Here is a 24,538-nt window from a genome sequence, read left to right on the forward strand (position 1 = left end):
GGCCTTGGGGCAATTGAGCAAATCCGAAACAGGGGATAATTGCCGGTTTTAAGCCCCTCCTCTTCGCAAGGAGGGGTTGGGGTGCTGGAGGCCCTGCGCAACGCATGACCGACGAACAAAGCGAACCGGGCCACCTGTTCATCTTCGGCATGGGCTATGCCGCCCAAGTGCTGGCCCATGCCTTGCGCGCGCGGGGCTGGCAGGTGACAGGCACCGGCCGCGCCGGCACGATCGACTTTGCCGATGCCGCCGCCGTCCACGCCGCGCTGGCGCGGGCGAGCCATGTGCTGTCCTCCGTCCCGCCCGCACGCGAAGGCGGCGATCCGGTACTGCAGGCCTATGGCCCGGCGCTCAACGCCTGGCCGGGGCAGTGGATCGGCTATTGGTCTTCCACCGGGGTCTATGGCGATGCGCGCGGCGCCTGGGTGGACGAGACTGCGCCGATCGGCGGCGGGCGCCGTTCTGCCCGCGTGGCGGCAGACCTGGCGTGGCAGGCATGGGATGCGCGCGTGCGGGTGCTGCGCCTGCCCGGCATCTATGGCCCGGGGCGCAGCGTGATCGACAAGCTGCGCGAGGGCACCGCGCACCGCATCATCGCGCGCGAGCAGGTGTTCAGCCGCATCCATGTGGACGACATTGCCGGCGCGACCCTGGCCGCCTTTGCCGGCCCGCCCGGCGTCTACAACCTGGCCGACGAGGAGCCCGCCAGCCAGAACGCCGTGGTGGAGGAAGCCGCCCGCCTCACCGGCCTGCCCCTGCCGCCGCTGCTCACCGCCGACGAAGCCGAGCTATCGCCGATGGCGCGCGGTTTCTATGCCGAAAGCCGCCGCGTGGCCGCCGGCAAGGCGCGGCGCCTGCTTGACTGGCGGCCGATCTATCCCACCTACCGCGAAGGATTGCGCGCCTTGAGCGCCATGACCAGCCCCACCATCGCCAGCGCCGAGCCGGCCACCGCCAGCAGCGACCAGCGATAATTCTCGAACACGGTGGACAGCGCCATCGCCACCACCGGCACGAGCACGCCGTTATAGGCCGCGCGACCCGCACCCATGTCTTTCAACAGCTGGAAATAGAGCGGGAACGTGATCACCGATCCCACCACGCTGAGATAGAGCACGCCGGAAACATAAGGCCAGCCCCAGTCGATCACCGGCGGCCCCGCCAGCGTCAGCGCGACCAGCCCGTCGATCAGCGCGCCAATCGTCATCGCCCAGGCCAGGATCGGCAGGATCGGCCGCGACCGCGCCGCGCCCGAGGCCTGCATGACATTGGCGACCGAGGCCGCCAGGATCGAGACCGTGACCAGCCCGATGCCCAGCCACGGCGCGGTGGTGGCCGGCGCCACGCGCACTTCGTGAACGACGAGCAGGGCAATCCCGGCAAGCGCCACGGCCGATCCCGCCCAGAAGCCGCGCGCCACCCGTTGTCCCAGGAACAGGTGCGCCAACATCGCATTGGGCACCATCAGCAGCGCATAGAGCACGGCGACCAGGCCAGAGGTGATGTGCTGCTCGGCCGGGTAGAGAAACTGGTAGTTGAGCGTGAAGTGAAACACGCCGATGCCCGCCGCCAGTTGCCAGCCCGGGCGATCCAGCATCAGCCGATCGCGGCGCAGCAGGGCCAGCACGAACGTGCCCAGCGCCGCCACGACAAAGCGATAGCAGACCGACCAGCTTGGCGGCACTGCGCCGGCCTGGCCCTTGATCACCAGCCAGGTGGAGCCCCAGATCAGCGCCACGGCCAGGAACGGGACGACCACGCGGGGCCGCCACAGCGTTTCGTCCGCGCTGGCGCTTGCCCCGCTCACAGGTTGCGAATCGCGCGGGCGAGCGCGGCGACATGGGCCGGATCGGTGTTCCACGCCGTGACCAGCCGCGCTGCGCCTGGCGTGCCGGCCGGCGCGGGCCAATCATAGAAGTCGAAGCCGGCGCTGCGCAGCGCGGTCTTTTCCACGTCCGACAAGGTGACGAACAGCTCGTTCGCCTCCACCGCGTGGAGCAGGCGCCCGGCGCATGACGCGGCCAGTTCCTGCGCGGCGGCATTGGCGGCGCGGGCATTTGCCAGCCACAAGTCATGCTCCAGCATGGCCAGGATCTGTGCCGCCAGATAGCGGCCCTTGGATTGCAGGTGGCCGGCGCGCTTGCGGCGGAAACGGATCGTGTCGGCCAGTTCCTCGTCGAACAGTACGATTGCCTCTGCCCCCAGCCCGCCGTTCTTGACGAAGCCAAAGCTCAGGGCATCGACCCCGGCCTGCGCGGTGAGCGCGGCCGGCTCGCAATCGAGGAACGCCACGGCATTGGCAAAGCGCGCGCCATCCATGTGCAGGCCAAGGCCGCGCGTGCGGGCCAGCGATCCGATCGCGGCCACCTCGTGCGGGCGATAGACCCGGCCATATTCGCTGGCCTGGGTGATCGAAATGGCATGGGGCTGCACCTGGTGCACGCCAGGGCGAATCGGATCGATCACGGCAGCGATGCTTTCGGGCGTGAGCAATGCACCATCGCCCTGGGCCAGGATCAGCTTGGCGCCGTGGGTGAAGAATCCCGGCGCGCCACCTTCGTCCATCTCGATATGCGCCTCGCGGTGGCAGACAACGGCGCCGTGCGGCGGCACCATCGCGCTCAACGCCAGGCAATTGGCCGCCGTGCCCGTGGCCACCCACAGCCCCACGCAGGGCGTGCCGAACAGCGTGGAAAACGCCTCTTCCAGCGACCGGCTCAGCGCATCGGCATCATAGGCGAAATCCGGCGCATCGGCCGCTTGCAGCGCGGCCCAGACGCGGGGGTGGACGGATGCGGCGTTGTCGGAGAAGAAATGCATGAAACCGCCCTGCCCGCGAAGGCGTTGTGCGGTCAAGCCACCCCTTTGCCTGGGACCTGCGGCAAGGGGGTTATCGGGAGAACCAGCTTGAGCGAGACCGTTTCGATCACCCATGAGGACCAGGGCAGCCACGGCGTCTATCACGCCGCGGTGGAAGGCGAAGCCGCGCAAGGCGTGCTGACCTGGCGCGAGGCGGCACCCGGCGTGGTCGTGGCCGATCACACCCTGGTGCCCGGCGCCATCGGCGGGCGCGGCGTGGCCGCCCGGCTAGTCGACGCGCTGGTGGCCGATGCCCGCGAACGCGGCTGGAAGATCGTGCCGGCGTGCAGCTATGTGGCGGCGCAGTTCCGTCGCCATCCCGAATGGGCCGACCTGCAGGCGTAAGGAGCCGGCTACTCCACCGCATCCTCGCCCCGGCCTGAGAGCCGGGGTCCCGCCTGCATGAGAGCGCGGGGTGACCAAGCGCTTTTGGATCGGGAGATCAGGCGGGAAATGGTGCTGCTGGGGAGGATTGAACTCCCGACCTCAGCCTTACCAAGGATGCGCTCTACCACTGAGCTACAGCAGCACACCATTTCCGCAAAAGCCCGGCACACAAGCACCGGCTTTTCCTCCAGCGGCGGGTGGCCGTCGGTGGAGGCGCGCTATTGGCCGCAGGCTTTGCCAAAGTCAAGCGGGGTTGCGGACAAAAAATTCCCACGGCAAAGAACCCTTGCCATGACCCTGTCGAAAACCCCGCCGCGATCCAACAGCCGTGAAGAGCGCCTTGCCCAGCGCCTGCGGGAGAATTTGCGCCGCCGCAAGGCGCAGGCCCGCGCCCTGAATGAAGCAGGCCAGGACGCGAGCGCAGAAGCGAGCGTGGAGCCCGGTGCGGACCCGGCAGCAGCCCCGCTTGGCGAAACGCAAGTTTAGGTCCGAAAAGCGGGAGTCGCCTTTCCAAATCGGCCCTGGCCCGCTAGGGGCCGCGTTCTCTTGTCCCTTCTTGCAGCAGGAAGCCTCGATGCCCCGTTTGATCCTGATTCGTCACGGCCAGTCGCAATGGAACCTGGAAAATCGCTTCACCGGCTGGTGGGACGTGGATGTGACCGAAAAGGGCGCGGCCGAGGCCTTTGCCGCCGGCCAGCTGCTCAAGGACAAGGGCGTGCTGCCCACCGTGGCGTTCACCTCGCTCCAGACCCGCGCGATCAAGACGCTGCACCTGGCGCTGGAAGCCGCCGGCCGCCTGTGGGTGCCGGAAACCAAGGATTGGCGCCTGAACGAGCGCCACTATGGTGGCCTCACCGGCCTGGACAAGGCCGAGACCGCCGCCAAGCATGGTGACGAGCAGGTCAAGGTGTGGCGCCGCAGCTTCGACATTCCGCCCCCCGTGCTGGAAGCGGGCAGCGCCTTCGATCTGGCCAGCGACCCGCGCTATGCCGGGATCGCCGTGCCCGCCACGGAAAGCCTCAAGGATACCATCGCCCGCGTGCTGCCGGCCTATGAGGAACTGATCGTGCCCGCGCTCAAGGCCGGGGAAACCGTGATCGTTTCGGCCCATGGCAATTCGCTGCGCGCGCTGGTCAAGCATCTTTCGGGCATTTCCGACGCCGATATCACCGGCCTGGAAATCCCCACCGGCCAGCCGATCGTCTATGAACTGGACGACAACCTGGCCGAAGTGGAACGCTATTACCTGTCGGAGCGCTGAGGCGCACACCGACGCCCGAAGGGGGAGTTTGGGATGAGTGAGAGTGCGGTGCCCGGCGCGCAGGTTGCCATCATCATGGGCAGCCAGTCCGACTGGGAAACGATGAAGAATGCCGCCGCCGTGCTGGAAAAGCTGGGGGTGGCGCACGAATGCCGCATCGTTTCGGCCCACCGCACCCCCGATCGGCTGGTGGACTTTGCCAAGACCGCGCACGTCGCCGGCTTCAAGGTGGTGATCGCCGGGGCCGGGGGCGCGGCGCACTTGCCCGGCATGGTCGCCTCGATGACGCATCTGCCCGTCCTGGGCGTGCCGGTGGAATCCAAGGCGCTCAAGGGCATGGATAGCCTGCTCTCGATCGTGCAGATGCCCGGCGGCATTCCCGTGGGCACGCTGGCGATCGGCGTGCCGGGCGCCACCAACGCCGGCATTCTCGCCGCCTCGATCCTGGCGACGACCGACGACGCGCTGGCCGCACGGCTGATCGCCTTCCGCCAGGCGCAGACCGACGCCGTGGCCGAGCGTCCGCAATGAGAACCTTTGCGCCGGGCGCCACCATCGGGATTCTGGGCGGCGGACAGCTGGGCCGGATGATGGCCATGGCCGCGGCGCAACTGGGCTATACCGCCCATGTCTATGCGCCCGAACCGCGCGGCGAATCCGTGGCCGCGCAAGTGAGCGCGGCCTATACCCAGGGCGCCTATGACGATGAAGCCGCACTGGCCGCCTTTGCGCGCCAAGTGGCTGTCGTCACCTATGAATTCGAGAATGTGGCCGCGGCGCCCTTGGCCGCGATCCTTCCCCATGCCGCGCTGTTTCCGCCCGCCCGCGCGCTGGAAGTGGCGCAGGACCGGGTGAACGAAAAGTCTTTCGTCGAAGGGCTGGGCGGCCGCCCGGCGCCGTGGATGGCGGTGGACGGGCCCGAAGACCTCGCCCGCGCGGTGGCCACGATCGGCGCGCCCGGCATTCTCAAGACCCGGCGCGATGGCTATGACGGCAAGGGCCAGTGGCGCATCATGGCGCCGGCCGATGCGGCAGGCATCGATCTGCCCGCCGTCCCGCTGATCTACGAAGGCTTCGTCCACTTCTTCGGCGAATTTTCGGTGATCCTGGTGCGCGGCCAGGATGGCCAGGTGCAATTCTGGGACTCGGCGCAGAACGAGCACGAGGGCGGCATCCTGGCGCGCTCCACCGTGCCGGCTCCGGCGCAGATCGCCGGCCAGGTGCCCGCGGCGCGCGCGCTCGCCGAAAAGGTCGCGCAGGCGCTCGATTACGTGGGCGTGCTGACGCTGGAATTCTTTGCCACGCACGATGGCCCGGTGTTCAACGAAATGGCGCCGCGCGTGCACAATTCGGGGCACTGGAGCATCGAAGGCGCGCTGGCCAGCCAGTTCGAGAACCATGTTCGCGCCATCCTGGGCCTGCCGCTGGGCAGCACGGGGCTGGTTACGGCGGGCGCCGTGATGGACAACCTGATCGGCGATGCGGCGCTGGCCTGGCCCGAACTGCTGGCCGATCCGGCGAACCACCTGCATCTCTATGGCAAGGCCGAAACGCGCCCCGGGCGCAAGATGGGCCACGTCACCCGGCTGGTGCGTTAAGCCATGGCCGCGTCGCTGTTCCTGATCGTGGCCCGCGGGGCAGACGGAACCATTGGCGATAAGGGCCGCCTGCCCTGGCACATTCCCGCCGATCTCAAGCGGTTCAAGGCGCTGACGATGGGCAAGCCGATGATCATGGGGCGCAAGACCTTCGAATCGCTGCCCGGCCTGCTGCCCGGCCGCCGCCACATCGTGCTCACCCGCGATGCCGCCTGGGCCGCGCCCGGCGCACAGGTGGTGCACAGCGTGGGCGCCGCGCTCGCTGCCGTGGCCGATGAAGCGCAGGCGGCAGTGATCGGCGGGGCCGAAATCCTCGCGCTGCTGGCCCCCCATGCCAGCCGTTACGAATTGACCGAAGTGGACGCCCGCGTGGGCGGAGACACGACGATGCCCTACCCTGGCCCGGAATGGCGCGAGGTGGCGCGCGAAAGCCACCCCGCCAGCGCGGACCATCCAGCCCCCATCCCGGCTTATGCCTTTGTCACGCTGGAACGGGTCCATCCCCTGGAAGAAAGCAGCAAGCCATGATCCGGCTTTATGCACGCGAGCGCGTGCCCGAAAACTGGCGCGGTGCCATCGTGGCGCTGGGCAATTTCGACGGGTTCCACCTGGGCCACCAGGCCGTGGTGGCCGAAGCCGTGCGCTGGGCGCGGGCCGAAGGGCGGCTGGTGATGATCGCCACGTTCGATCCGCACCCGGTCAGCCACTTCGATCCCAAGGCACCGCCTTTCCGCCTCACTTCGCTGGACCAGCGGCAGGAGCTGTTCGCTGCAGCCGGCGCCGATGCCATGCTGGTGTTCGAATTCGATGCCGCCCTGGCACAGACCAGCGCGCAGGATTTCGTGGGCCAGTTGCTGGCCGATCGCATCGGCGCGGCCGGGGTGGTGACGGGCGAGGATTTCACCTTTGGCAAGCAGCGCGGCGGCAACGTGGCCGTGCTGCGCGAACTGGGCCTGGCCCACGGCATGGCGGCGCGCGCGGTGGGCCCCGTGCTGCACGATGGCGCGGTGGTTTCCTCCAGCCGCGTGCGCGATGCGCTCAAGGCCGGCGATTGCGCCACGGCCACGGCCTTGCTCACCCGCCCCTTTGCCATTCGCGGCATTGTCCAGCATGGCGACAAGGTGGGCCGGACGATCAATTTTCCCACCGCGAACCTGTCGATGGGCAAGTACCTGCGCCCGGCCTATGGCATCTATGCCGTCAAGGGCCGGCTTTGCGACGAGCGCGAACTGCTGGGCGCGGCCAACGTGGGCATCCGCCCGACGTTCGATCCGCCCAAGGAACTGCTGGAGCCGCATTTCTTCGATTTCACCGGCGATCTCTATGGCCAGGAAATCGAAGTGAGCTTCCACCACTTCCTGCGTCCCGAAGCCAAGTTCGACAGCCTGGACGCACTGGTGGCACAGATGGCGCGCGATTGCCTGGAAGCGCGGCGGCTGTTGGAAAGCGCCTGATTTTCCATCCAAAATGGCGCGGAAAAGCCGCGCCGCGGTTGACACGGGCGTGCGCCTGGGCACGATCGGCCGGTTGATCCGGAAAGGAAACGGCATGATCTGGTTGCGCGGCGCCCTGTTCACCGGGGCGCTGGCCTTTCTGGTGCTTACCTTCGTCAATGCCAGCTGGCTGGTAACGGCGCCGCCGGGACGGCCGCGCCTGATCGCCAATGGCGGCATTGCCCAGGACTACCAGCCCGGCGGCCGCGCCGCGCCCTGCCCGGCGCGCGCCATCCTGCCGCCACTGCACGCGATTCTGGAAGACACCGCCCGCGCCGTGTTCACTGCGCGGCGCATGGGCGCCGATTACGTGGCGATCGACGTGGTGCGCACCGCCGACAACCACCTGGCGCTCTATCCCGATGCCGACCTGGGCTGCCGGACCGAGGCGACCGGCCCGGTTTCGCAGATGACCATGGCGCAATTGGCCAGGCTCGACGCCGGCCATGGCTATAGCGCCGATGGCGGCAAGACTTTCCCGCTGCGCGGCAAGGGGCGCGGTTTGATCCCCTCGCTCGACGAGATCCTGGCGGCCAATCCGATGGGCCGCTTTATTTATCGCTTTCCGGGCAACGACGTGGCCGCCGTGCCGCTGCTGATCGAAACGCTGGCGCGCAATGGCCACGACGCCAAGGCGCTGGGCGAGGGCTTTGCCGGCAACGCGGCGCTGGTTTCCGCCGTGAACAAGGCCCTGCCCGGCATCTGGACGATCGATCCCGCCAAGGGCCGCGCCTGCGCCAGCGACTATCGCTGGAAAGGCTGGACGTCGCTGGTGCCCGCCACGTGCCAGGGCGCGACGATGATCGCTGCGCTCGACAACGCGTTCACCCTGTGGGGCTGGCCCAACCGGGTGCAACAGCGGATCGAGGGCGTGGGCGGCCATGTCCTCGCCGTGGCGAGCGACGGCACGGGCGACAGCCTGGGTACGGGGCTGCGCCATGCGCGCGAACTGCCGCAAGTGCCCGCCGCGTTCCACGGCACCGTGCTGATCGACAATTTCTGGACCGTCGCCCCGGCCCTGCGCCCCGACATGGACGCCCGCACCAATGCCGAAGCCGTGGCCGCGCAGGAGCGCGACGACAGCACGCCGTGAATCCATCCCTTCGTCACCCCCCAAACCCCGCCTCACACCCTTCGTCACCCCGGGCTTGACCCGGGGTCCCGCTTCTTTCTGGCCGCCTTGCGCTGCGCATCGAAGAATAGCTGGACCCCGGATCAAGTCCGGGGTGACGTTGGATAGGGGGTGACGTTGGACAGGATGAGACGTGGGGCAAGGCTCTCACCACTTCCTGCATCCGGCATTTGCAGGAATCCCCAGCCGGCGCTAAGGCCCGCCGATCATGACCGAAACGCGCGACTATCGATCCACCGTCTTCCTGCCGAAGACCGATTTCCCGATGAAAGCCGGACTCCCGCAAAAGGAGCCAGGCATTCTCGCGCGCTGGCAGGATGAAGACATTTACGGCCAGCTGCGCGTCGCGCGCGCGGGCCGGGAAAAGTTCATCCTCCACGATGGCCCGCCCTATGCCAATGGCGACATGCACATCGGCCATGCCCTGAACCATATCCTCAAGGACATGGTGGTGCGCACCCAGACCCTGCTGGGCAAGGACGCGCCCTATGTGCCCGGCTGGGACTGCCACGGCCTGCCCATCGAGTGGAAGGTCGAGGAAGAGTACCGCAAGAAGAAGAAGAACAAGGACGAGGTTCCGCCGAAGGAATTCCGCGCCGAATGCCGCGCCTATGCCCAGAAGTGGGTGGACGTGCAGCGCGAGCAGTTGAAGCGCCTGGGCATCAACGCCGCCTGGGACCGGCCCTACCTGACCATGGATTTCCAGGCCGAAGCGACGATCGTGGGCGAACTGCTCAAGTTCGCCGAATCCGGTCAGCTCTATCGCGGCGCCAAGCCGGTGATGTGGAGCCCGGTGGAAAAGACCGCCCTGGCCGAAGCCGAAGTGGAATACGAGGACATCGTTTCCACCCAGATCGACGTGGCCTTTGAAATCACGGATTCGCCGGTCGAAGCGCTCAAGGGCGCCTATGCGGTGATCTGGACCACCACGCCGTGGACGATCCCGGTCAACCAGGCGCTCGCCTATGGGCCGGACGTTGATTACGTGCTGGTGCAGGCGGGCGACAAGCGCGTGCTGCTGGCCGCGCCACTGGCCGAGGCAGCCGCCGCGCGCTTTGGCGTCACGCTGGATGCCCCGCTGTGGAGCGGCAAAGGCGCAGACCTCGCCGGCACCGTGGCGCGCCACCCGATGCACGCGCTGGGCGGCTTCTTTGCCGACCCGCGCCCGCTGCTCGCGGGCGATTTCGTCACCACCGAATCGGGCACCGGCCTGGTCCACATGGCGCCCGACCATGGCGAGGACGACTTCGACTTGTGCAAGGCGCACGGGATCGAGCCCAAGTTCGCCGTGACCGCCGATGGCAAGTATCGCGAGGACTGGGGCTGGCTGGCCGGCCAGGGCAGCGTGATCAATCCCAAGTTCAACGCCCCCGATGGCCCGATCTGTTCGGCGCTGGCCGAAGTGGGTGCGCTGCTGGCTGCAAGCGCGGACTACAAGCATTCCTACCCGCACTCCTGGCGCTCCAAGGCCAAGGTCATCTTCCGCTGCACCCCGCAGTGGTTCGTGCCGATGGATCAGCAGCGCGACGATGGCAGTTTGCGCGAAAAGGCCGTCGCGGCCATCGCCGCCACGCGCTTCGTGCCGGAAAAGGGCCGCAACCGCATCGGCGCCATGGTGGAAGGGCGGCCCGACTGGGTGCTCTCGCGCCAGCGCGCCTGGGGCGTGCCGATCACCCTGTTCGTCAATCGCCAGACCGGCCAGTACTTGGCCGATCCGGAAGTGAATGCCCGCATCATCGCCGGCGTGATGGCCGAGGGCGTGGACGCCTGGGATGACGAGCGCGCGCAGCTCTACCTTGGCGAGAAGTACCAGGTGGACGATTACGAGCGGATCACCGACATTCTCGACGTGTGGTTCGATTCGGGTTCCACCCATGCCTTCGTGCTGGAATCGGGCCGCTGGCCCGAACTGCGCTGGCCGGCCGATCTCTATCTGGAAGGCAGCGACCAGCATCGCGGCTGGTTCCAGTCCTCGCTGCTCGAAGCCTGCGCCACGCGCGGCCGCGCGCCCTATGACGCCGTGCTCACCCACGGCTTCACCATGGACGCCAAGGGCCTGAAAATGTCCAAGTCGCTGGGCAACACGATCAGCCCGCTGGACCTGATGCGCGATTATGGCGCCGACATCTTGCGCCTGTGGGCCCTGTCGGTGGATTTCACCGAGGATCACCGCATCGGCAAGGAAATCCTGGCCGGCGTGGCCGACCAGTATCGCAAGCTGCGCAACACCTATCGCTACCTGCTCGGCGCGCTGGAAGGGTTCAGCGAAGACGAACGCGTGGCGCCTGATGCCATGCCCGAGCTGGAACGCTACATGCTGGCGCGCCTTGGCGGGCTGGATGCGACCCTGCGGCAGGCGGTGGCAGACTATGATTTCAATACGTATGTCCGCGCGCTGACGGAGTTCTGCAACGAAGACCTTTCGGCCTTCTTCTTCGATATCCGCAAGGACAGCCTCTATTGCGATGCGCCGGCCGACCCCAAGCGCCGCGCCTATCGCACCGTGCTCGACACGCTGTTCCATGCCCTGGTGCGCTATGGCGCGCCGGTCTTGGTCTTCACCGCCGAGGAAGTGTGGCAGAGCCGCTACGCCGGCGCGTCGGTCCACCTGCTGGAGTGGCCGGAACTGCCGGCAGTGCAGGCGGACCTGGCGCATTGGGAGCAATTGCGCGCCCTGCGCACCAGCGTGAACGAAGCGATCGAGCCGCTGCGCCGCGAAAAGGTGCTGGGCTCGGGCCTGGAAGCCAAGGTCACCGTGCCGGCCGATGCCCCGGAAGCCGAAGGCGGTCTGGCGGAACTGTTCATCACCGCGACAGTTTCGCGCGGGCAGGAGCTTTCCGTGACCCGAACCGATGACCACAAGTGCGGCCGTTGCTGGCGCCATCTGCCCGAAGTGCGCGAGGATGGCGCGCTGTGCTACCGCTGCGACAGCGTGGTGGCAGTGCTCGACGGGCAAACCGCGTGAGCCTGTTCACGCGCAATCGCCTGGCCGGCTTTGCTATGGCGCTGGGCACGTTCGGGTTGGACCGGGGGGTGAAAGCGTGGATCGCCGGGCCGCTGGCCCTGCCCGAACAAGGCGCGATCTACATCACCAGCTTCTTCAACTTGCGCTGGACGCAGAACCTGGGCGTGTCGCTCGGCCTGTTCAGCGCCAATTCCAGCGAAGGCAAGCTGGCCCTGCTGGCCATGACCGGGCTGATCGCGCTGGGCGTGGTGATCTGGATGCTGCGCGAAAAGGCGCTCGGCGAACTCACTGGCCTCGCCCTCGTGCTCGGCGGGGCGATGGGCAACATCTATGACCGCTTCACCCGCGGCTATGTTATCGATTATGCCGACCTTCATTTCGGCGAATTTCGGCCTTTTTTGATTTTCAACCTTGCCGACGCGGCAATCACGCTGGGTGTGCTGATCCTGCTTGCCCGTTCGCTGTTTTCGCGCGAAAAGCCCGCTTCGGGCAGCCCCAGCCCCACGGAGATCTAAGTAATGCGCAAAGCCGCCGCCCTTGCCTTTCTCGTTTCGGCCGGGAGCCTTCTGGCTGCGTGCAGTTCCAGCAGCTCGCTGTTCAACCACGTGCGCCCGGACGAATTCGCCGTCAGCCGCCAGGCGCCGCTGGTCGTGCCGCCCGATTTCGCGCTGACCCCGCCCAACCCCGGCGCCCCGCGCCCGCAGGATGTCGATTCGTCGAAGCAGGCGCTCGATGCCCTGTTCGGCGGCCCGGCGCCGCGCAGCGCGGTGGAAACCGACACGCTGGGCAAGGCCGGCGCTTCGGCAGCCGGCATTCGCAGCACCGTGGGCGATCCGCAGACCACCACCGTGGCCAAGGGCGCGCAGGTGAAGGATATCCTCTCCGCGCCGCAGGGCGATGGCCAGGAAGCGCGCGCCTCGATTCCGGGCTGATCGCGCCAGCGCCTGCATGTGAAAAGGGCCTGCAGAGATTGCGGGCCTTTTTCTTTGCTCTTCTCGCAACGTCACCCCGGACTTGATCCGGGGTGAAGATGGCAGGAAGGGTGGGTGCCCTGCCCGTTCGGCGATCTTCACCAAGCCCCCAAGCCCAAGCACTTTTTCGCCCTGCTTCATCCTGCGTTCAGGTGAAACATGGCCAGAAAGCGCCCGCGTCCCGGCGCTTGCCGGGCCTCATCATGAAATGTTATATCGTTCCCGAACAAGGGAACGAGCGCGGCGGAGAGGCCAACGAATACGACGCCCGCAGCCGTTGCGGGCGCTGCGACAATGCGTGTCCTTGGGCCATCCCCCCGAAAGCCCATGGCGCGAACAAGGTTATGGAGGAGATTTCGATGCGTTCCATCCTGATGCTGGGATCAGCGGTCCTGGCCCTGGCGCCCGCCGCTGCCTGGGCCAATGCGCCGGCCCCCGCCGATAGCGGCGCCAACGCCGCAGCCGATGCCAGCGAGGCAGGTTCGGACGGCACCGGGTCGGGCAGCAGCAGCCCGATCATCGTCACCGCCACGCCGTTTGGCCACCTGATCGACGACACGCCCACCGTTTCCGCGCGCGTCGATGCCGACCAGATTTCCCGCGCCGGCGGCTCCAGCATTGCCGATTCGCTGCGCGACGTGCCGGGCGTTTCGGCAACCGGATTTGCCTCTGGCGCCAGCCGCCCGATCATTCGCGGCATGGACAGCAACCGCGTCCGCCTGCTCGAAGACGGCACCTCCAGCTCCGACGTGTCGGACATCGGCCCCGACCACGGCATCCCCATCGATCCGCTCTCGGCCCGCTCGATCGAAGTGGTGCGCGGCGCGGCCACGCTGCGCTATGGCAGCCAGGCGATCGGCGGCGTGGTCAACACGATCAACAACCGCGTGCCGATGAGCTTGCCGACCGAAGCGCTCTCGGCCGAAGCCAGCACCAGCTACACCACGGTGAACAAGGGCGTGGAAACCGCGGCGCTGGTCGATACCAAGACCGGGCAGCTGGCGCTGCACGCCGACGGGTTCTGGCGCACCACCGACAACTATGACACCCCGCTGGGCACCCAGCAGAACTCCTGGTTCAACGGCTGGGGCGGATCGGTGGGTGGGTCCTATTTCCTGCCCGGCGACAAGAGCCACGTGGGCCTGGCGGTGACGCACTATGACGCGCGCTACGGCATTCCCAGCGACACCACCTATATCGACATGCGCCAGACCAAGGTGATGAGCCGCAACAGCTTTGCGCTGGATTCGGGCCTGCTCAAGACCTTCACGCTCGACGGCAGCTATGGCGATTACCAGCATCAGGAAAAGAATCCCGATGGCTCGGTCAACACCACGTTCAAGAACAAGGAATGGAACGGGCGCGGCGAACTGCTGCTCAACGCCGTGGGGCCGGTGCGCAACACCGCGCTGGGCGTGGAATACCAGCACCGCGATTTCTCGGCCATCGGCGAAGACAGCAGCTACCTGAACCCGGCGACCAGCCAGAACATTGCCGGCTACCTGTTCACCGAAATCCAGTTGGCCGATCCGCTGCATGTCGAAGCCAGCGGCCGCGTGGAGCACGTTCGCATCACCGGCACCCCGGCGGACGACGCGTTCACGGTGCGCAAGTACACGCCCGTCAGCGGCGCCATCGGCCTGCTCTACACCCCGGTGCAGGCGGTCAAGCTGGGCCTCAACTTCTCCAGCACCGGCCGCGCCCCGGCGCTGACCGAACTGTTTGCCCGCGGCGCCCACGATGGCCCGCAGACCTTCGAAACCGGCGATCCCAACCTCAAGGTAGAGCGCGCCAATTCGCTCGAAGGCAGCCTGCGCGTGCGCCAGGGCGGCTTCAGCTTCACCGGCTCGGCCTATTACACCTGGTACAAGAACTATATCTATGGCGACCTGACGGGGCGCACCTGCGACGATGATGGCGTGTGCACTGCCAGCACCGATGGCGAACTGCGCGAGCTGTTCTATCGCCAGCAAGGCGCCAAGTTCCGCGGCCTGGAAGCGGAAATGAGCCAGGAACTGGTCAAGACCGACCAAGGCACGTTCACCGCCAAGGTGCTGGGCGACTATACCCGCGCCACGCTCGACAGCGGCAGCAACGTGCCGCGCATCCCGCCCTATCGCGTGGGCGGCGGCTTTGCCTGGGCGGGCAAGACGATCGATGCCGGGATCATGTTCAGCCACTATGGCCGGCAGGACAAGGCAGGCGATTTCGACACGCCCACCGATGGCTACAACAACCTCAACGTCAACGTGGCGTTCCGCCCGTTCAAGAGCCATCCGGGCATCGAACTGGCCATCGTTGGCCAGAACCTGACCGACGATACCCAGCGCCTGGCCACCGCGCTCAACAAGGACCTGGTGGTGATGCCGGGCCGTTCGGTGCGCTTCGTGCTCAAGGCCGCAACGTTCTGATGTGCCGGAGCCCGGTCGGCATGGGTTTTCCCAAGCCGGCCGGGCCCACCCATTACGCTTTCAACAATTGCCCGACCTTGTCGAACGGGCTGGGCGCGGTGCCCGCGCCAAAGCGATAGCTCGATGCGGTGAGCGCCCCGCGCAAGTCGTTTTCCGAATAGACGCAGACGCCAGGATCGGCCCCGGCCGCGCCGACCGCCACCATCAATGGAATCAGGTGATCTTCGCGCGGGTGGCAGATTCGCGCGGCGGGGGCCTTGTCCCATTGCAGCAGGGCGGCCGCGCGCGCCTCTGGCGCCAGGTCCAGCAGCGTGTGGCGCAGCCAGGCATCGAATGCAGCCGAAGGGGCCGCAGCCGCAGCGCTGAACTGGCGCAAGTTGTGATAACTGAACCCCGAACCCACGATCAGCACGCCCTCGTCGCGCAAGGGCGCCAGGGCACGGCCCAGCGCCAGGTGCGCGGCCACGTCGTAATCGGCACGCAGCGACAGGCTGAGCACCGGGATGTCCGCCTCCGGCCAGATCGGCTGGAGCATCGAGAACGTGCCATGATCGAACCCACGCGCGGGATCGCGGCCCACCGGAATGCCCGCCGCCGCCGCCAGCGCGATCACCTCCTCGGCCAGGTCCGGCGCGCCCGGCGCGGGATAGCGGATGTGATAGGTGTGTTCGGGAAAGCCGAAATAGTCATAGACCATGCCCGGCTGCGCCGCGGTGGACACGGTAAAGCCGGGTTCCTCCCAATGCCCCGAAACCACCAATACCGCACGCGGGCGGGCGGGCAACTGCGCGGGAAGCGCCTTGAGCGAGGCTTCCAGCCAGGCAAAGCCATCGCGGAACGGGCCATCGAGCCAAGGCCAGGGCCCGCCACCGTGCGAGAGGAAGAAAACCGGCTGCTGCATAGGAAACCATCCTTTCCCGTCCTATTTAAGGATTGTCGGGGCTTGTGACAGCAGGCAAAAGCCTGTGCATCTTGTTGGGGCAATTCGAACACCGGGTTCACACGCACCATACGGGCGCACGGGGGAAACGGCACCATGGCCAAACCGTAATGATTTGATCACGCCCCCGGCAGACCGGAAAGGCTAGACCGCTTTTCGACGGTGAGCAGCTCTGGATCCGCGACGTGACGGTCCCCTGTTCCGGTTCCGCTCTGGGCTGCTCACCGTCACCCCTGCCGCTTCGCGCAGGCGCCGCTTTCCCGATCTGACGGTTTCCCGGTCGCTGACAACGCGCAGAAGGCTTTTGCCCTTCCCGGCGGCTCCACAACCTTTGCAGTTCGGAAAAACCGGCCGTGCCACGCCCCATCTTCTTCGATCCCACCGGCCAGCGCCGCCGCTGGACTCGTCGCCTTGCCTTTGCCGTGCTGGCCGTGCTGGTGGCGATGTGCGTGATCTTTGCCACCACGGTGGCCACCGTCACCCCGCGTGAGCCGCTGGCATTTGCCCAGGAACGCCTGGCGCCGCTGCCGCTGAAAACCCAGGTCAGCCGCCTGTCGCACCGCCTGGCCGCGCTGTTCGGCCACCGCGCGGTGGTGCCGGCGCGGGTTCAGGCCGCCCCCATCACGATCGGTTTCTACCAGGCGCAAAGCGATGAAAGCGCCGGGGCGCTGCAGCGCCACGTCGGCCAGATCGACTGGGTGGCCCCCACGCTCATGGGGCTCGATCATGCCGGCCACCTGACGGTGACCGACGATGCGCCGATGCGCCGGATCATCGCCGGATCGCTGCGCCGCCCGCTGGTGGTGCCGGTGTTGCAGAACGTGAGCGATGCGGCCGGCTGGGACGGCGCGGGCACGGCTGCCGTGCTGAACAACCCGGCGCGCCGCCTGGCGCTGGCCAATGCGGTGGACGCCGCGCTCGACAAGTCGGGCGATGCCGGGGTGATGATCGATTTCGAAAGCCTGCCCCAGGGCGCGTTGCCCGGCCTGCACCAGTTTGCCGCCGACCTGCACGCGCGCCTGGCGCCCAAGCATCGCCTGGTCTCGATCACCATGCCGGTCGATGATGAAAACTGGCACCCGCGCGCCTTTGCCGACGTGGCCGACAAGATCGTGCTGATGGCTTATGACGAACATTGGCAAGGCGGCCAATCCGGCCCGATCGCCTCCAATCCGTGGTTCATCGGCCGTGTTTCCGCCGCGCTCAAGGGCGTTCCCGCCGGCAAGGCGGTGGTCGCGCTCGGCAGCTATGGCTATGACTGGCATGAAGGCCATGCCGATGCGCTGACCGTGGAAGAAGCCTGGCTGGCCGCGCACGACAGCGGCACCACGCCGGGCTGGGACAAGGCCAGCGGCAATGTCGGCTTTGCCTATGACGACGATGCCGATACCGCCGATGGCACGCCTGCCGTGCGCCACGACGTGTGGCTGCTCGATGCCGCCACCAGCTGGAACCAGATGCTGATGCTGCGCCAGCTGGGCGTGGGTTCGGTGGCGCTGTGGCGGCTGGGTTCGGAAGACCCCGGCTTCTGGCCCGTGCTGCAGGCCTGGCACGGCGGGGCCAAGACCCTGCCCGACATTTCGCGCATTACCCAAAGCAGCAACGTGGACGTGGAAGGCAACGGCGAAATCCTGCGCATCGATGCCACTCCCACGCCCGGCACCCGCTCGCTCGATACCGACCATCGCCTCGGCCTCGTCACGGACGAACGCTATGTCACGCTGCCCACGCCCTATGTCGTGCGCCGCACCGGGGATCGGCCCAAGCTGGTCGCGCTGACCTTCGACGATGGCCCCGATCCGACCTGGACGCCGCAGATCCTCTCGATCCTGGAGAAATACCACGTGCCCGGCACGTTCTTCGTGATCGGCGAAAACGGGGTGGCCAACCGTGGCCTGCTGCAACGCATGGTGGCCGACGGCGACGAGATCGGCAACCACAGCTATACCCACCCCAACATGGCCAACAGCACCCCGGCCGGGATCAAGCTGGAACTCAATGCCACGCAGCGCCTGATAGAGGCCTATACCGGCCGCTCCACCCGCCTGTTCCGCGCGCCCTATTTCGGAGACGCCGAGCCGACCACGGCCGACGAACTCGATCCCGCGCTGATCGCCCAGAAGCAGGGTTATACGATCGTCGGCCTCCACGCCGACCCGGGCGACTGGATGCGCCGCCCGGCCGACCAGGTGGTGCAGCTCACCGTCAGCGCGGTGGATGGCGGCAATGCCGATCGTTCCGCCAATGTGATCCTGCTGCACGATGGCGGCGGCAACCGTTCGCAGACCGTGGCCGCGCTGCCCCGGATCATCGAACAGTTGCAGGCCCAGGGCTATCGCTTCGTGCCGGTGTCCACGCTGGCAGGCATGAAGCGCGATGACGTGATGCCCGTGGTCAAGGGCTGGGACCTCGTCGCCGTGCAGCTCGACATCGGCATCTTTGCCGTGCTCGCCGCCGCGCTCGCCACGCTGAACTGGACGTTCTTCTTCGCCATCGCGCTCGGCACCCTGCGCGCCTTGGGGCTAACCGGCCTGGCGCTGTTCCCGCAGCGCCGCGTCGACCTGCCCTGGCTGAACCGTGCGCCCGACGTGCCGCCCTACCAGCCGCGCGTGACGGTGATCATTCCCGCCTACAACGAAGAGCGGGTGATCGAGGCTTCAGTCCACCGCATCCTGGCCAGCACCTATCCCGCGCTCAGCGTGATCGTGGCCGACGACGGATCGAAGGACGCAACCAGCCAAATCGTGACCGACGCGTTCGGCGGCGATCCGCGCGTGACGCTGATGACCCTGGTCAACGGCGGCAAGGCCAGCGCGCTCAACCGGGCGCTCGCCGCCGCCGATGGCGAGATCATCGTGGCGCTCGATGCCGATACCCAGTTCGAACCCGAAACCATCGGCAAGCTGGTGCGCTGGTTCGAAAAGCCGGAAATCGGCGCCGTGGCGGGCAACGCCAAGGTGGGCAACCGCGTCAACCTCGTCACCCGCTGGCAGGCGGTGGAATATGTGACGGCGCAGAACATCGAACGCCGCGCCCTCACCCGCTTCGACGCGATCATGGTCGTGCCCGGCGCGGTGGGAGCCTGGCGGCGCGAGGCGCTGAACGACGTCGGCGGCTATCCCGAAGACACCCTGGCCGAAGACCAGGACCTGACCATCGCGATCCAGCGCCATGGCTGGAAAGTGGCCTATGACGAAGACGCCGTGGCCTGGACCGAAGCGCCCGAAACCCTGCGCGCGCTGGGCAAGCAACGCTTCCGTTGGGCATTCGGCACGCTGCAATGCCTGTGGAAGCACCGCGCCGTGGTGGCGCAGCAGCGCCCCTCGGGCCTGGCCTTCATCGGCATTCCCCAGGCCTGGCTGTTCCAGATCGCCTTTGCCATCGCCTCGCCGCTGATCGACCTGGCGCTGGGCATCTCGATCGTGGGCACGATCGTGCGGGTGATCCAGCATGGCTGGGCCCAGACCCAGACCGACGTGCTGCGCATGGGTGTCTATTGGCTGGGCTTCACGCTGATCGACCTGGCCTGCGGGCTGGTCGCCTTCCGGCTCGACGTGCGCGAAAAGCGGCTGCCCGCGTTCCTCCTGCTCAGCCAGCGCTTCGTCTATCGCCAGCTGATGTACGGCGTGGTGATCCGCGCGGTCAGCGCCGCGCTCGCGGGCCTGGGCATCGGCTGGGGCAAGCTGGAACGCACCGGGCGGGTGAATACAGGGTCCTGAACCGAGGCCCCTCCACCAGCCAGCGGCGGGGGTGGAGGGGCTGGTCCCTAAGCCGGCACGTGCAGCGTCACCGCCAGCCCGCCACCGGGCGCTTCATCCAGTTCCAGGCGCCCCCGGTGCAGCCGCGCCACGGCGTTGACCATCGACAGGCCCAGGCCCCCACCCGGACGGGTGCGCGCGTTGTCGAGCCGCACGAAGCGCTCGACCACGCGAGGGCGGTCTTCGGGGGCGATGCCGGGGCCATTGTCGGCTACGGCCAGGGTGGCTTCGCCATCCGCCGCGCGGGTGCGCACAGTGATCGCGTTTCCGCCGTATTTCAGCGCGTTGTCGATGGCGTTGGCCAGCGCGCGCGAGATCAACTCGCGATCGGCCATGACCCAGGCCGGCGCCAGATCAAGCGCCAAGGTCACGCCCGATTGTTCGGCCAGGGGTTCATAGAGTTCGACCATGTCGGCCGCCACGGCCGCCAGATCGAGCGCCACGCGGCGGTCTTGCACCGCGCCGCCTTCGAGGCGGCTGATTTCCAGCGCGGTTTCCAACATGGCGCGCAGGCCATCGGCATCGGCGCGCGCGGCCTGGAGCGCTTCGATCGCGCCCGGCTCGTCCACGCGGGCAAGCGCGGTGTCGATCGCCGCGGAAAGCCGCGTGACCGGCGAGCGCAGATCGTGCGCCAATGCGCCCGAAACCGCCCCCAGTTCGGCCACCAGCGTGGCAATGCGCTCGGCCATCTGGTTCATCTGCAGGCGCAAATGGTCGAACCCGTCGCCGCTTTCCCCTTCTGCCAGGCGCATGCCGAAATTGCCGGCCGCCAGTTCCTCGGCCGCCTTGGCGATTTCGTGGGTGCGGCGGCTGATCGCCAGGCCCAGGACCACCGCGCTGACCAGCGCCAGCGCCACGGCCACGGCAATGGTCAACCCGATCGCGGCGGCAAAGGCCAGGTTGAAGCGCCGCTCGCTCGCCCCCATCAACCCCACGGTCAGCCGCGCGCCGTCGGGCAAAGTGCTGGCCAGCACCAGCGCTTCCTGGTCGTTGGCGCTATCCCCGCGGCGCACCAGCACCGGTTGCGGGCGCGGGCCCGGCGCGATCGACGGCACGAAATCGATATTGCTCGTCACCGTCGCGCGCGCGCCGCCCGTCAGCGTCACGAAGACGCCGGGATCGGCCACGCTGCCGCGCTGGTCGCGAATGAAATCGTCCAGCGAATCGCGCCCGCCGCTGTAGAACGCGGCCAGCAGATCGTCGCGCACGTCGATCACCTGGTCTTCGCGATCGGCGCGCACCACGTCCAGCATCTGGGTGCGCAGGAAAAAGATCGCCGCCGCGCTCGACAGCAATTGCAGCACGAACACCGCCGCGACCAGGCGCAGCATGGTGGGCGAAAGCGGGCGCTGGCGCATGGCCCGGGCGAGCATGGTCAATCGGCAGCCATGCGATAGCCCGCGCCGCGCACGGTGTGGAACAGGGCCTGCTCCTCGCCATCGTCGATCTTGCGGCGCAGGCGGCTGATATGCACGTCGATCACATTGGTGCCTGGGTCGAAATGATAGTCCCACACCGCTTCGAGCAGCATGGTGCGGGTGACCACCTCGCCCTGGTGCAGCAACATGTATTCGAGCAGGCGGAACTCGCGCGGTTGGAGCGTGATCTTGCGCGGCCCCCGCTTCACCTGGCGGGTCAGCCGGTCCAGCTCCAGATCGGCGCAGCGCAGCACGGTGTCCTGCGCCTTTTGCCGCCCGGTGCCGCGCCGCATCAGCGCCTGGACCCGCGCCATCAATTCGGCGAACGAGAACGGCTTGCCCAGGTAATCGTCGGCCCCGGCGGTAAGCCCGGCAACGCGATCGTCGGTGCTGCCCAGCGCGGAAAGCACGATCACCGGGGTTTCCACTTCGGCCGCGCGCAGCGCCTTGAGCACGGCCAGGCCATCCATGCCCGGCAGCATGCGATCGAGCACGACCACGTCGAACTGGCTGTCGGTGGCCAGGAACAGCCCGTCCCGGCCATTGTCGGCGCGGTCGACGGTAAAGCCTTCCTCGGCAAAGCCGCGCGCAATGTAGTCCCCGATCTGGGGATCGTCTTCAACCAGCAGAATGCGTCCGGCCACGTGCGACTTTCCATGACAACGAGTTAATCTTGCCCCCACTGCCCGGACAGGGCGCAGGGATCATGCCGGTGCATCATGGCTATTGGCTTTCTTGGTCGCAAGCTGTTTGCCCTTGCTGCCGCGCTGCCCGCAGTGGCCGGCGGCACGATGGCGGCTGGCGGCTATTTCGATCGCCAGGCCGTGCTCTATCGCGGGCCGCTCGGCCCGCCGCGCCACGATCTGGTGGTGGTCTATTTTTCGGGCGACATGGGCCTGGCGCTGGGCGCGGGCGGCGGCACGATCGCGGCGTTGCGCGATCGCGGCCTGCCGGTCGTTACGGTCAATTCGCCCGCGCTGTTCGGCGTGGGCCGCGACCGCGCCTTTGTCGATGCCCTGGTGGCCGATACCATGCGCCAGGCCCTGGCGCGCAGCCACGCGGCCCATATCGCCTTGATCGGCGCGGCATTCGGCGCCGGCGTGCTCGATACCGGGCTGGGCGCGGTGCCGGCCGATCTGCGCGCACGGATCGCCTCGGTCGTGCTGGTCGCGCCGGCGCGGACGGTCTATTTCCAGGCCAATCCCGGCGGCCTGTTCCATCCCGGCGCGCCGGACAGCGATCCGCGCCGCACCGTTCGGCTGCTGCACGGCCTGCCCGTGACCTGCATTTTCGAGAACGACAGCACCGACAGCCTGTGCCGCACCACCCAGTTGGACGGAGCGCGCCGCGTGCCGCTGGGCAATCACCGCCTGGCCCAGATCAGCGCCGATGCCGCGCTCCACCCACCCCAGCCGATGCACTGAACGGTGCAAGGCGTGGCGAAGTCAGAGGAACGATTTCAAGCGCAGGGCCGCGCTTGTCAGGGCAACGAGGGCCCAGCCGGCATGTGTCCGGGCATGGACTGCATCGTGCCGGGAATGGCGCTGCCTGGCCCCATGCCGCCCGGAACCCCGCCGATGCCGCCGCTATAGCCATAGCCCTGCGGCAGGAACGGCCCCATCGCGCCGCGCGTGGGGCCCAGCGTCGGGCCCATCTGGCCGGGCTGGTCCGGCCCCGGATCGGGCGATTGCGCGGCCAGCTTGGTTCGATCGGGCGCTGCCGGGGGCAGCACCGGATCGGGATCGCTGGTATCGGCCGGGGGCGAGGCGAGCGGCGAAGGCAGGGCCGGGGCCGCGTTGGCCGCCAACGCGGCAGGCTGGGCGCGGCCACCCGGTGCGGCGGCGGCGGGTGCCGCAGCCGTGGCGGAAGCCTGGGTACGGGCTGGTGCGGTTGGCGCCGCGCTGGCCACCAGGGCGGGCGCCGCCGCGCCGGCATCGGCCGGTGCGCCTTGCGGCGCGCTTTGGAAAGGAGAGCCGAACAGGGCCACCGCGGCGATGCTGGCCGCCAAGGCGCCGATACCGGTGCCGCCCAGCATCAGCAGCGCGCCGCGCCAGGCCGAAAGCCGCGTTGCCATGGGGCGCCGGCCGCCATGGTCGGTGCCGCCGACCACGCGCAGCGGCACGACCTGTCCACGCGCGCGCGCCACGCCGGGCATGGTGCCGGGCACGGCCGCATGAAGCGCCATATCGCCAAGTTCGTGGCCTGCGCCGGCAAGCTGCGGGCGCAACGGCACCTCGCGCAGGATTCGCGCGGCAAGGCCGGCCGGCAGGGCCGGCGCATCGTGAAGGGAAAGAAGCTGGTCGAACGCGGCGTCAGACATGCGATCGGACGCACGAACGGGAGCCGCATCGCGCCCGGTCGCAAGATCCTGGCCGGGATCGGCCACGCAGGGAAGCTTGCCGGTCACGCGTGCGCGCCGGCGCCCGGATTGGCCGAGGCATCGGCCACGGCGGCCGCACCCACAAAAGCCACGTCACGGCATGTGACGTCGCGCGCCTCTAGCAGTTCCCGCATCTGCCGCCTCGCCCTGAACAACAGCGACTCCATCGCCTTGATATTAAGATCAAGCACTTGGGCCGCAAGTGCATTGGAGAAGTTCTCGTAATAGCACAAGACCAGCGCGGCGCGATAGCGTTCCGGCAGATCCGCGAGGGCAGCTGCCACTTGCGCGCAGGCCTGGCGCTGCTCGATCATGCGATCGGCCAACGGGGCCTGGTCGGCGCAGTCGGGCAGGTCGTCGGTCACCACCACGCGGAAGCGCCGCTTGCGATCGAAACACAGGTTCATCGCCACGCGGTGCAGCCAGCCGATCAGGCCCGCGCCGGTGGGATACCAGCGCGGCGCGTTCTGCCACATGCGGGCAAAACAGTCCTGCACCACGTCCTCGGCCTCGTGCCCGTCGCCCAGCATGCGCGCGGCAACGCGATAGAGCGCCGCGGCATGGCGCTCCACCAGCACGGCAAACGAGGCCTGGCATCCTTGGCCCACGCGCGCCATCAGCGCCACGTCGTCCACCCGTGCCAGATCGAGGCCGGCCACGCCGATGGCGCTGCCGTCCAGCACATAGGCGGCTGACGCGGCCCTGCCGACGTGTTGATGATCGGTGACTGGCCCTGTCGAAAGAGGACCAGGGGCGTCGTCGCCCAAGGCAAGGGCATCGCCCTGCACGTCACCGCAAAAGGTCATGCGGTCCACCCGTCGCGCACGATGGTTGCTCCGTCCATTCCCTTGTCCCGATGCCCTGCTGCATCGTACCATCTGAACGCCATATTTACGATCACCAAAATTCTCTGAACATTTCTTCATCTTCGCTTGCGACGGATAGTGGTTTCGGCGCATTTCAGG

22 protein-coding genes and 1 tRNA gene are annotated in these 24,538 nt (G+C 67.8%); 15 read left to right on the forward strand and 8 right to left on the reverse strand.

Going from position 1 to position 24,538, the window contains the following annotated elements; all coding sequences use genetic code 11:
• Positions 1–104 precede the first annotated feature (104 nt).
• Complete coding sequence (locus FHT19_RS13570; RefSeq protein ID WP_169475584.1) at positions 105–974, forward strand: SDR family NAD(P)-dependent oxidoreductase; 870 nt, start codon at positions 105–107, stop codon at positions 972–974.
• Here FHT19_RS13570 and FHT19_RS13575 read toward each other — a convergent pair.
• A complete protein-coding gene (locus tag FHT19_RS13575; RefSeq protein WP_169475585.1) occupies positions 884–1,807 on the reverse strand; it encodes a DMT family transporter in 924 nt (307 codons plus the stop codon). The two genes, FHT19_RS13570 and FHT19_RS13575, sit on opposite strands and share 91 nt — an antisense overlap.
• On the reverse strand, positions 1,804–2,820 hold the full coding sequence (locus tag FHT19_RS13580) for a beta-eliminating lyase-related protein (RefSeq protein ID WP_169475586.1): 1,017 nt from the start codon (positions 2,818–2,820) through the stop codon (positions 1,804–1,806). The genes FHT19_RS13575 and FHT19_RS13580 overlap by 4 nt, the downstream gene beginning before the upstream one ends.
• A gap of 87 nt (positions 2,821–2,907) precedes the next feature.
• Between FHT19_RS13580 and FHT19_RS13585 the strand changes: the two genes are divergently transcribed.
• Positions 2,908–3,204 carry a GNAT family N-acetyltransferase gene (locus FHT19_RS13585; RefSeq protein WP_248290460.1) on the forward strand — a complete coding sequence of 99 codons (297 nt, stop codon included), beginning with the start codon at positions 2,908–2,910 and terminating at the stop codon, positions 3,202–3,204.
• A gap of 109 nt (positions 3,205–3,313) precedes the next feature.
• Here FHT19_RS13585 and FHT19_RS13590 read toward each other — a convergent pair.
• Positions 3,314–3,388, reverse strand: a tRNA-Thr gene (locus FHT19_RS13590).
• Here FHT19_RS13590 and FHT19_RS24770 point away from each other — a divergent pair.
• From FHT19_RS24770 to FHT19_RS13645, 11 genes are all read left to right on the forward strand, one after another.
• Positions 3,361–3,732, forward strand: a complete 372-nt coding sequence (locus FHT19_RS24770; RefSeq protein WP_348981795.1) for a hypothetical protein — start codon at positions 3,361–3,363, stop codon at positions 3,730–3,732. The genes FHT19_RS13590 and FHT19_RS24770 overlap by 28 nt on opposite strands.
• Before the next feature lie 88 nt (positions 3,733–3,820).
• Complete coding sequence (gpmA, locus tag FHT19_RS13600) at positions 3,821–4,507, forward strand: 2,3-diphosphoglycerate-dependent phosphoglycerate mutase (RefSeq protein ID WP_169475588.1); 687 nt, start codon at positions 3,821–3,823, stop codon at positions 4,505–4,507.
• A 33-nt stretch (positions 4,508–4,540) separates the two neighbouring features.
• Positions 4,541–5,038, forward strand: a complete 498-nt coding sequence (gene purE, locus FHT19_RS13605) for a 5-(carboxyamino)imidazole ribonucleotide mutase (RefSeq protein ID WP_168555906.1) — start codon at positions 4,541–4,543, stop codon at positions 5,036–5,038.
• Positions 5,035–6,105, forward strand: coding sequence for a 5-(carboxyamino)imidazole ribonucleotide synthase (locus FHT19_RS13610; RefSeq protein ID WP_169475589.1), 1,071 nt, complete (start codon positions 5,035–5,037; stop codon positions 6,103–6,105). Before purE ends, FHT19_RS13610 begins: the two co-directional genes overlap by 4 nt.
• Before the next feature lie 3 nt (positions 6,106–6,108).
• The gene (locus tag FHT19_RS13615; RefSeq protein ID WP_169475590.1) at positions 6,109–6,633 is read left to right on the forward strand and encodes a dihydrofolate reductase; all 525 of its coding nucleotides are present in this window, start codon (positions 6,109–6,111) and stop codon (positions 6,631–6,633) included.
• A complete protein-coding gene (locus tag FHT19_RS13620; RefSeq protein ID WP_179505976.1) occupies positions 6,630–7,559 on the forward strand; it encodes a bifunctional riboflavin kinase/FAD synthetase in 930 nt (309 codons plus the stop codon). Before FHT19_RS13615 ends, FHT19_RS13620 begins: the two co-directional genes overlap by 4 nt.
• 94 nt (positions 7,560–7,653) lie before the next feature.
• A complete protein-coding gene (locus FHT19_RS13625; protein ID WP_169475591.1) occupies positions 7,654–8,691 on the forward strand; it encodes a glycerophosphodiester phosphodiesterase family protein in 1,038 nt (345 codons plus the stop codon).
• A 247-nt stretch (positions 8,692–8,938) separates the two neighbouring features.
• Complete coding sequence (ileS, locus tag FHT19_RS13630) at positions 8,939–11,695, forward strand: isoleucine--tRNA ligase (RefSeq protein WP_169475592.1); 2,757 nt, start codon at positions 8,939–8,941, stop codon at positions 11,693–11,695.
• 35 nt (positions 11,696–11,730) lie between these two features.
• The gene (lspA, locus tag FHT19_RS13635) at positions 11,731–12,210 is read left to right on the forward strand and encodes a signal peptidase II (RefSeq protein ID WP_168556104.1); all 480 of its coding nucleotides are present in this window, start codon (positions 11,731–11,733) and stop codon (positions 12,208–12,210) included.
• A gap of 3 nt (positions 12,211–12,213) precedes the next feature.
• The gene (locus tag FHT19_RS13640; protein ID WP_168555901.1) at positions 12,214–12,627 is read left to right on the forward strand and encodes a DUF3035 domain-containing protein; all 414 of its coding nucleotides are present in this window, start codon (positions 12,214–12,216) and stop codon (positions 12,625–12,627) included.
• 398 nt (positions 12,628–13,025) lie between these two features.
• The gene (locus tag FHT19_RS13645) at positions 13,026–15,077 is read left to right on the forward strand and encodes a TonB-dependent receptor (protein WP_168555900.1); all 2,052 of its coding nucleotides are present in this window, start codon (positions 13,026–13,028) and stop codon (positions 15,075–15,077) included.
• 52 nt (positions 15,078–15,129) lie between these two features.
• Here the strand turns inward: FHT19_RS13645 and FHT19_RS13650 are convergent, their stop codons facing one another.
• Positions 15,130–15,978: a class III extradiol ring-cleavage dioxygenase gene (locus FHT19_RS13650; protein ID WP_169475593.1), complete on the reverse strand. Its 849-nt coding sequence runs from the start codon at positions 15,976–15,978 to the stop codon at positions 15,130–15,132.
• Positions 15,979–16,370: 392 nt separating this feature from the next.
• Between FHT19_RS13650 and FHT19_RS13655 the strand changes: the two genes are divergently transcribed.
• Positions 16,371–19,736 carry a glycosyltransferase gene (locus FHT19_RS13655; protein WP_168555898.1) on the forward strand — a complete coding sequence of 1,122 codons (3,366 nt, stop codon included), beginning with the start codon at positions 16,371–16,373 and terminating at the stop codon, positions 19,734–19,736.
• Between the two features lie 47 nt (positions 19,737–19,783).
• Here FHT19_RS13655 and FHT19_RS13660 read toward each other — a convergent pair whose 3' ends face one another.
• Both FHT19_RS13660 and FHT19_RS13665 read right to left on the reverse strand, forming a co-directional pair.
• The gene (locus tag FHT19_RS13660) at positions 19,784–21,133 is read right to left on the reverse strand and encodes a HAMP domain-containing sensor histidine kinase (protein WP_248290461.1); all 1,350 of its coding nucleotides are present in this window, start codon (positions 21,131–21,133) and stop codon (positions 19,784–19,786) included.
• 17 nt (positions 21,134–21,150) lie between these two features.
• A complete protein-coding gene (locus FHT19_RS13665) occupies positions 21,151–21,837 on the reverse strand; it encodes a response regulator transcription factor (protein WP_168555897.1) in 687 nt (228 codons plus the stop codon).
• A gap of 75 nt (positions 21,838–21,912) precedes the next feature.
• On the opposite strand from FHT19_RS13665, the gene FHT19_RS13670 reads away from it, so the two are divergent.
• Positions 21,913–22,617, forward strand: coding sequence for a virulence factor (locus FHT19_RS13670; protein WP_248290462.1), 705 nt, complete (start codon positions 21,913–21,915; stop codon positions 22,615–22,617).
• 56 nt (positions 22,618–22,673) lie between these two features.
• On the opposite strand, the gene FHT19_RS13675 is transcribed toward FHT19_RS13670, so the two are convergent.
• Both FHT19_RS13675 and FHT19_RS13680 read right to left on the reverse strand, forming a co-directional pair.
• A complete protein-coding gene (locus tag FHT19_RS13675; RefSeq protein WP_169475594.1) occupies positions 22,674–23,600 on the reverse strand; it encodes a hypothetical protein in 927 nt (308 codons plus the stop codon).
• Positions 23,597–24,379, reverse strand: a complete 783-nt coding sequence (locus tag FHT19_RS13680) for an RNA polymerase sigma factor (RefSeq protein WP_169475595.1) — start codon at positions 24,377–24,379, stop codon at positions 23,597–23,599. The genes FHT19_RS13675 and FHT19_RS13680 overlap by 4 nt, the downstream gene beginning before the upstream one ends.
• Positions 24,380–24,538: the final 159 nt, after the last annotated feature.

It is taken from the genome of Novosphingobium sp. SG919, from assembly GCF_012932495.1.
GTDB lineage: Bacteria > Pseudomonadota > Alphaproteobacteria > Sphingomonadales > Sphingomonadaceae > Novosphingobium > Novosphingobium rhizosphaerae.

Coding starts and splice junctions, on each gene's coding strand:
- FHT19_RS13570 (WP_169475584.1), top strand. CDS start 105: ATGACCGACGAACAAAGCGAACCGGGCCACCTGTTCATCTTCGGCATG.
- FHT19_RS13650 (WP_169475593.1), bottom strand. CDS start 15,978: ATGCAGCAGCCGGTTTTCTTCCTCTCGCACGGTGGCGGGCCCTGGCCT.
- FHT19_RS13610 (WP_169475589.1), top strand. CDS start 5,035: ATGAGAACCTTTGCGCCGGGCGCCACCATCGGGATTCTGGGCGGCGGA.
- FHT19_RS24770 (WP_348981795.1), top strand. CDS start 3,361: ATGCGCTCTACCACTGAGCTACAGCAGCACACCATTTCCGCAAAAGCC.
- FHT19_RS13645 (WP_168555900.1), top strand. CDS start 13,026: ATGCGTTCCATCCTGATGCTGGGATCAGCGGTCCTGGCCCTGGCGCCC.
- FHT19_RS13580 (WP_169475586.1), bottom strand. CDS start 2,820: ATGCATTTCTTCTCCGACAACGCCGCATCCGTCCACCCCCGCGTCTGG.
- FHT19_RS13680 (WP_169475595.1), bottom strand. CDS start 24,379: ATGACCTTTTGCGGTGACGTGCAGGGCGATGCCCTTGCCTTGGGCGAC.
- gpmA (WP_169475588.1), top strand. CDS start 3,821: ATGCCCCGTTTGATCCTGATTCGTCACGGCCAGTCGCAATGGAACCTG.
- FHT19_RS13620 (WP_179505976.1), top strand. CDS start 6,630: ATGATCCGGCTTTATGCACGCGAGCGCGTGCCCGAAAACTGGCGCGGT.
- purE (WP_168555906.1), top strand. CDS start 4,541: ATGAGTGAGAGTGCGGTGCCCGGCGCGCAGGTTGCCATCATCATGGGC.
- FHT19_RS13615 (WP_169475590.1), top strand. CDS start 6,109: ATGGCCGCGTCGCTGTTCCTGATCGTGGCCCGCGGGGCAGACGGAACC.
- ileS (WP_169475592.1), top strand. CDS start 8,939: ATGACCGAAACGCGCGACTATCGATCCACCGTCTTCCTGCCGAAGACC.
- FHT19_RS13670 (WP_248290462.1), top strand. CDS start 21,913: ATGGCTATTGGCTTTCTTGGTCGCAAGCTGTTTGCCCTTGCTGCCGCG.
- FHT19_RS13625 (WP_169475591.1), top strand. CDS start 7,654: ATGATCTGGTTGCGCGGCGCCCTGTTCACCGGGGCGCTGGCCTTTCTG.
- FHT19_RS13660 (WP_248290461.1), bottom strand. CDS start 21,133: ATGCGCCAGCGCCCGCTTTCGCCCACCATGCTGCGCCTGGTCGCGGCG.
- FHT19_RS13640 (WP_168555901.1), top strand. CDS start 12,214: ATGCGCAAAGCCGCCGCCCTTGCCTTTCTCGTTTCGGCCGGGAGCCTT.
- lspA (WP_168556104.1), top strand. CDS start 11,731: ATGGCGCTGGGCACGTTCGGGTTGGACCGGGGGGTGAAAGCGTGGATC.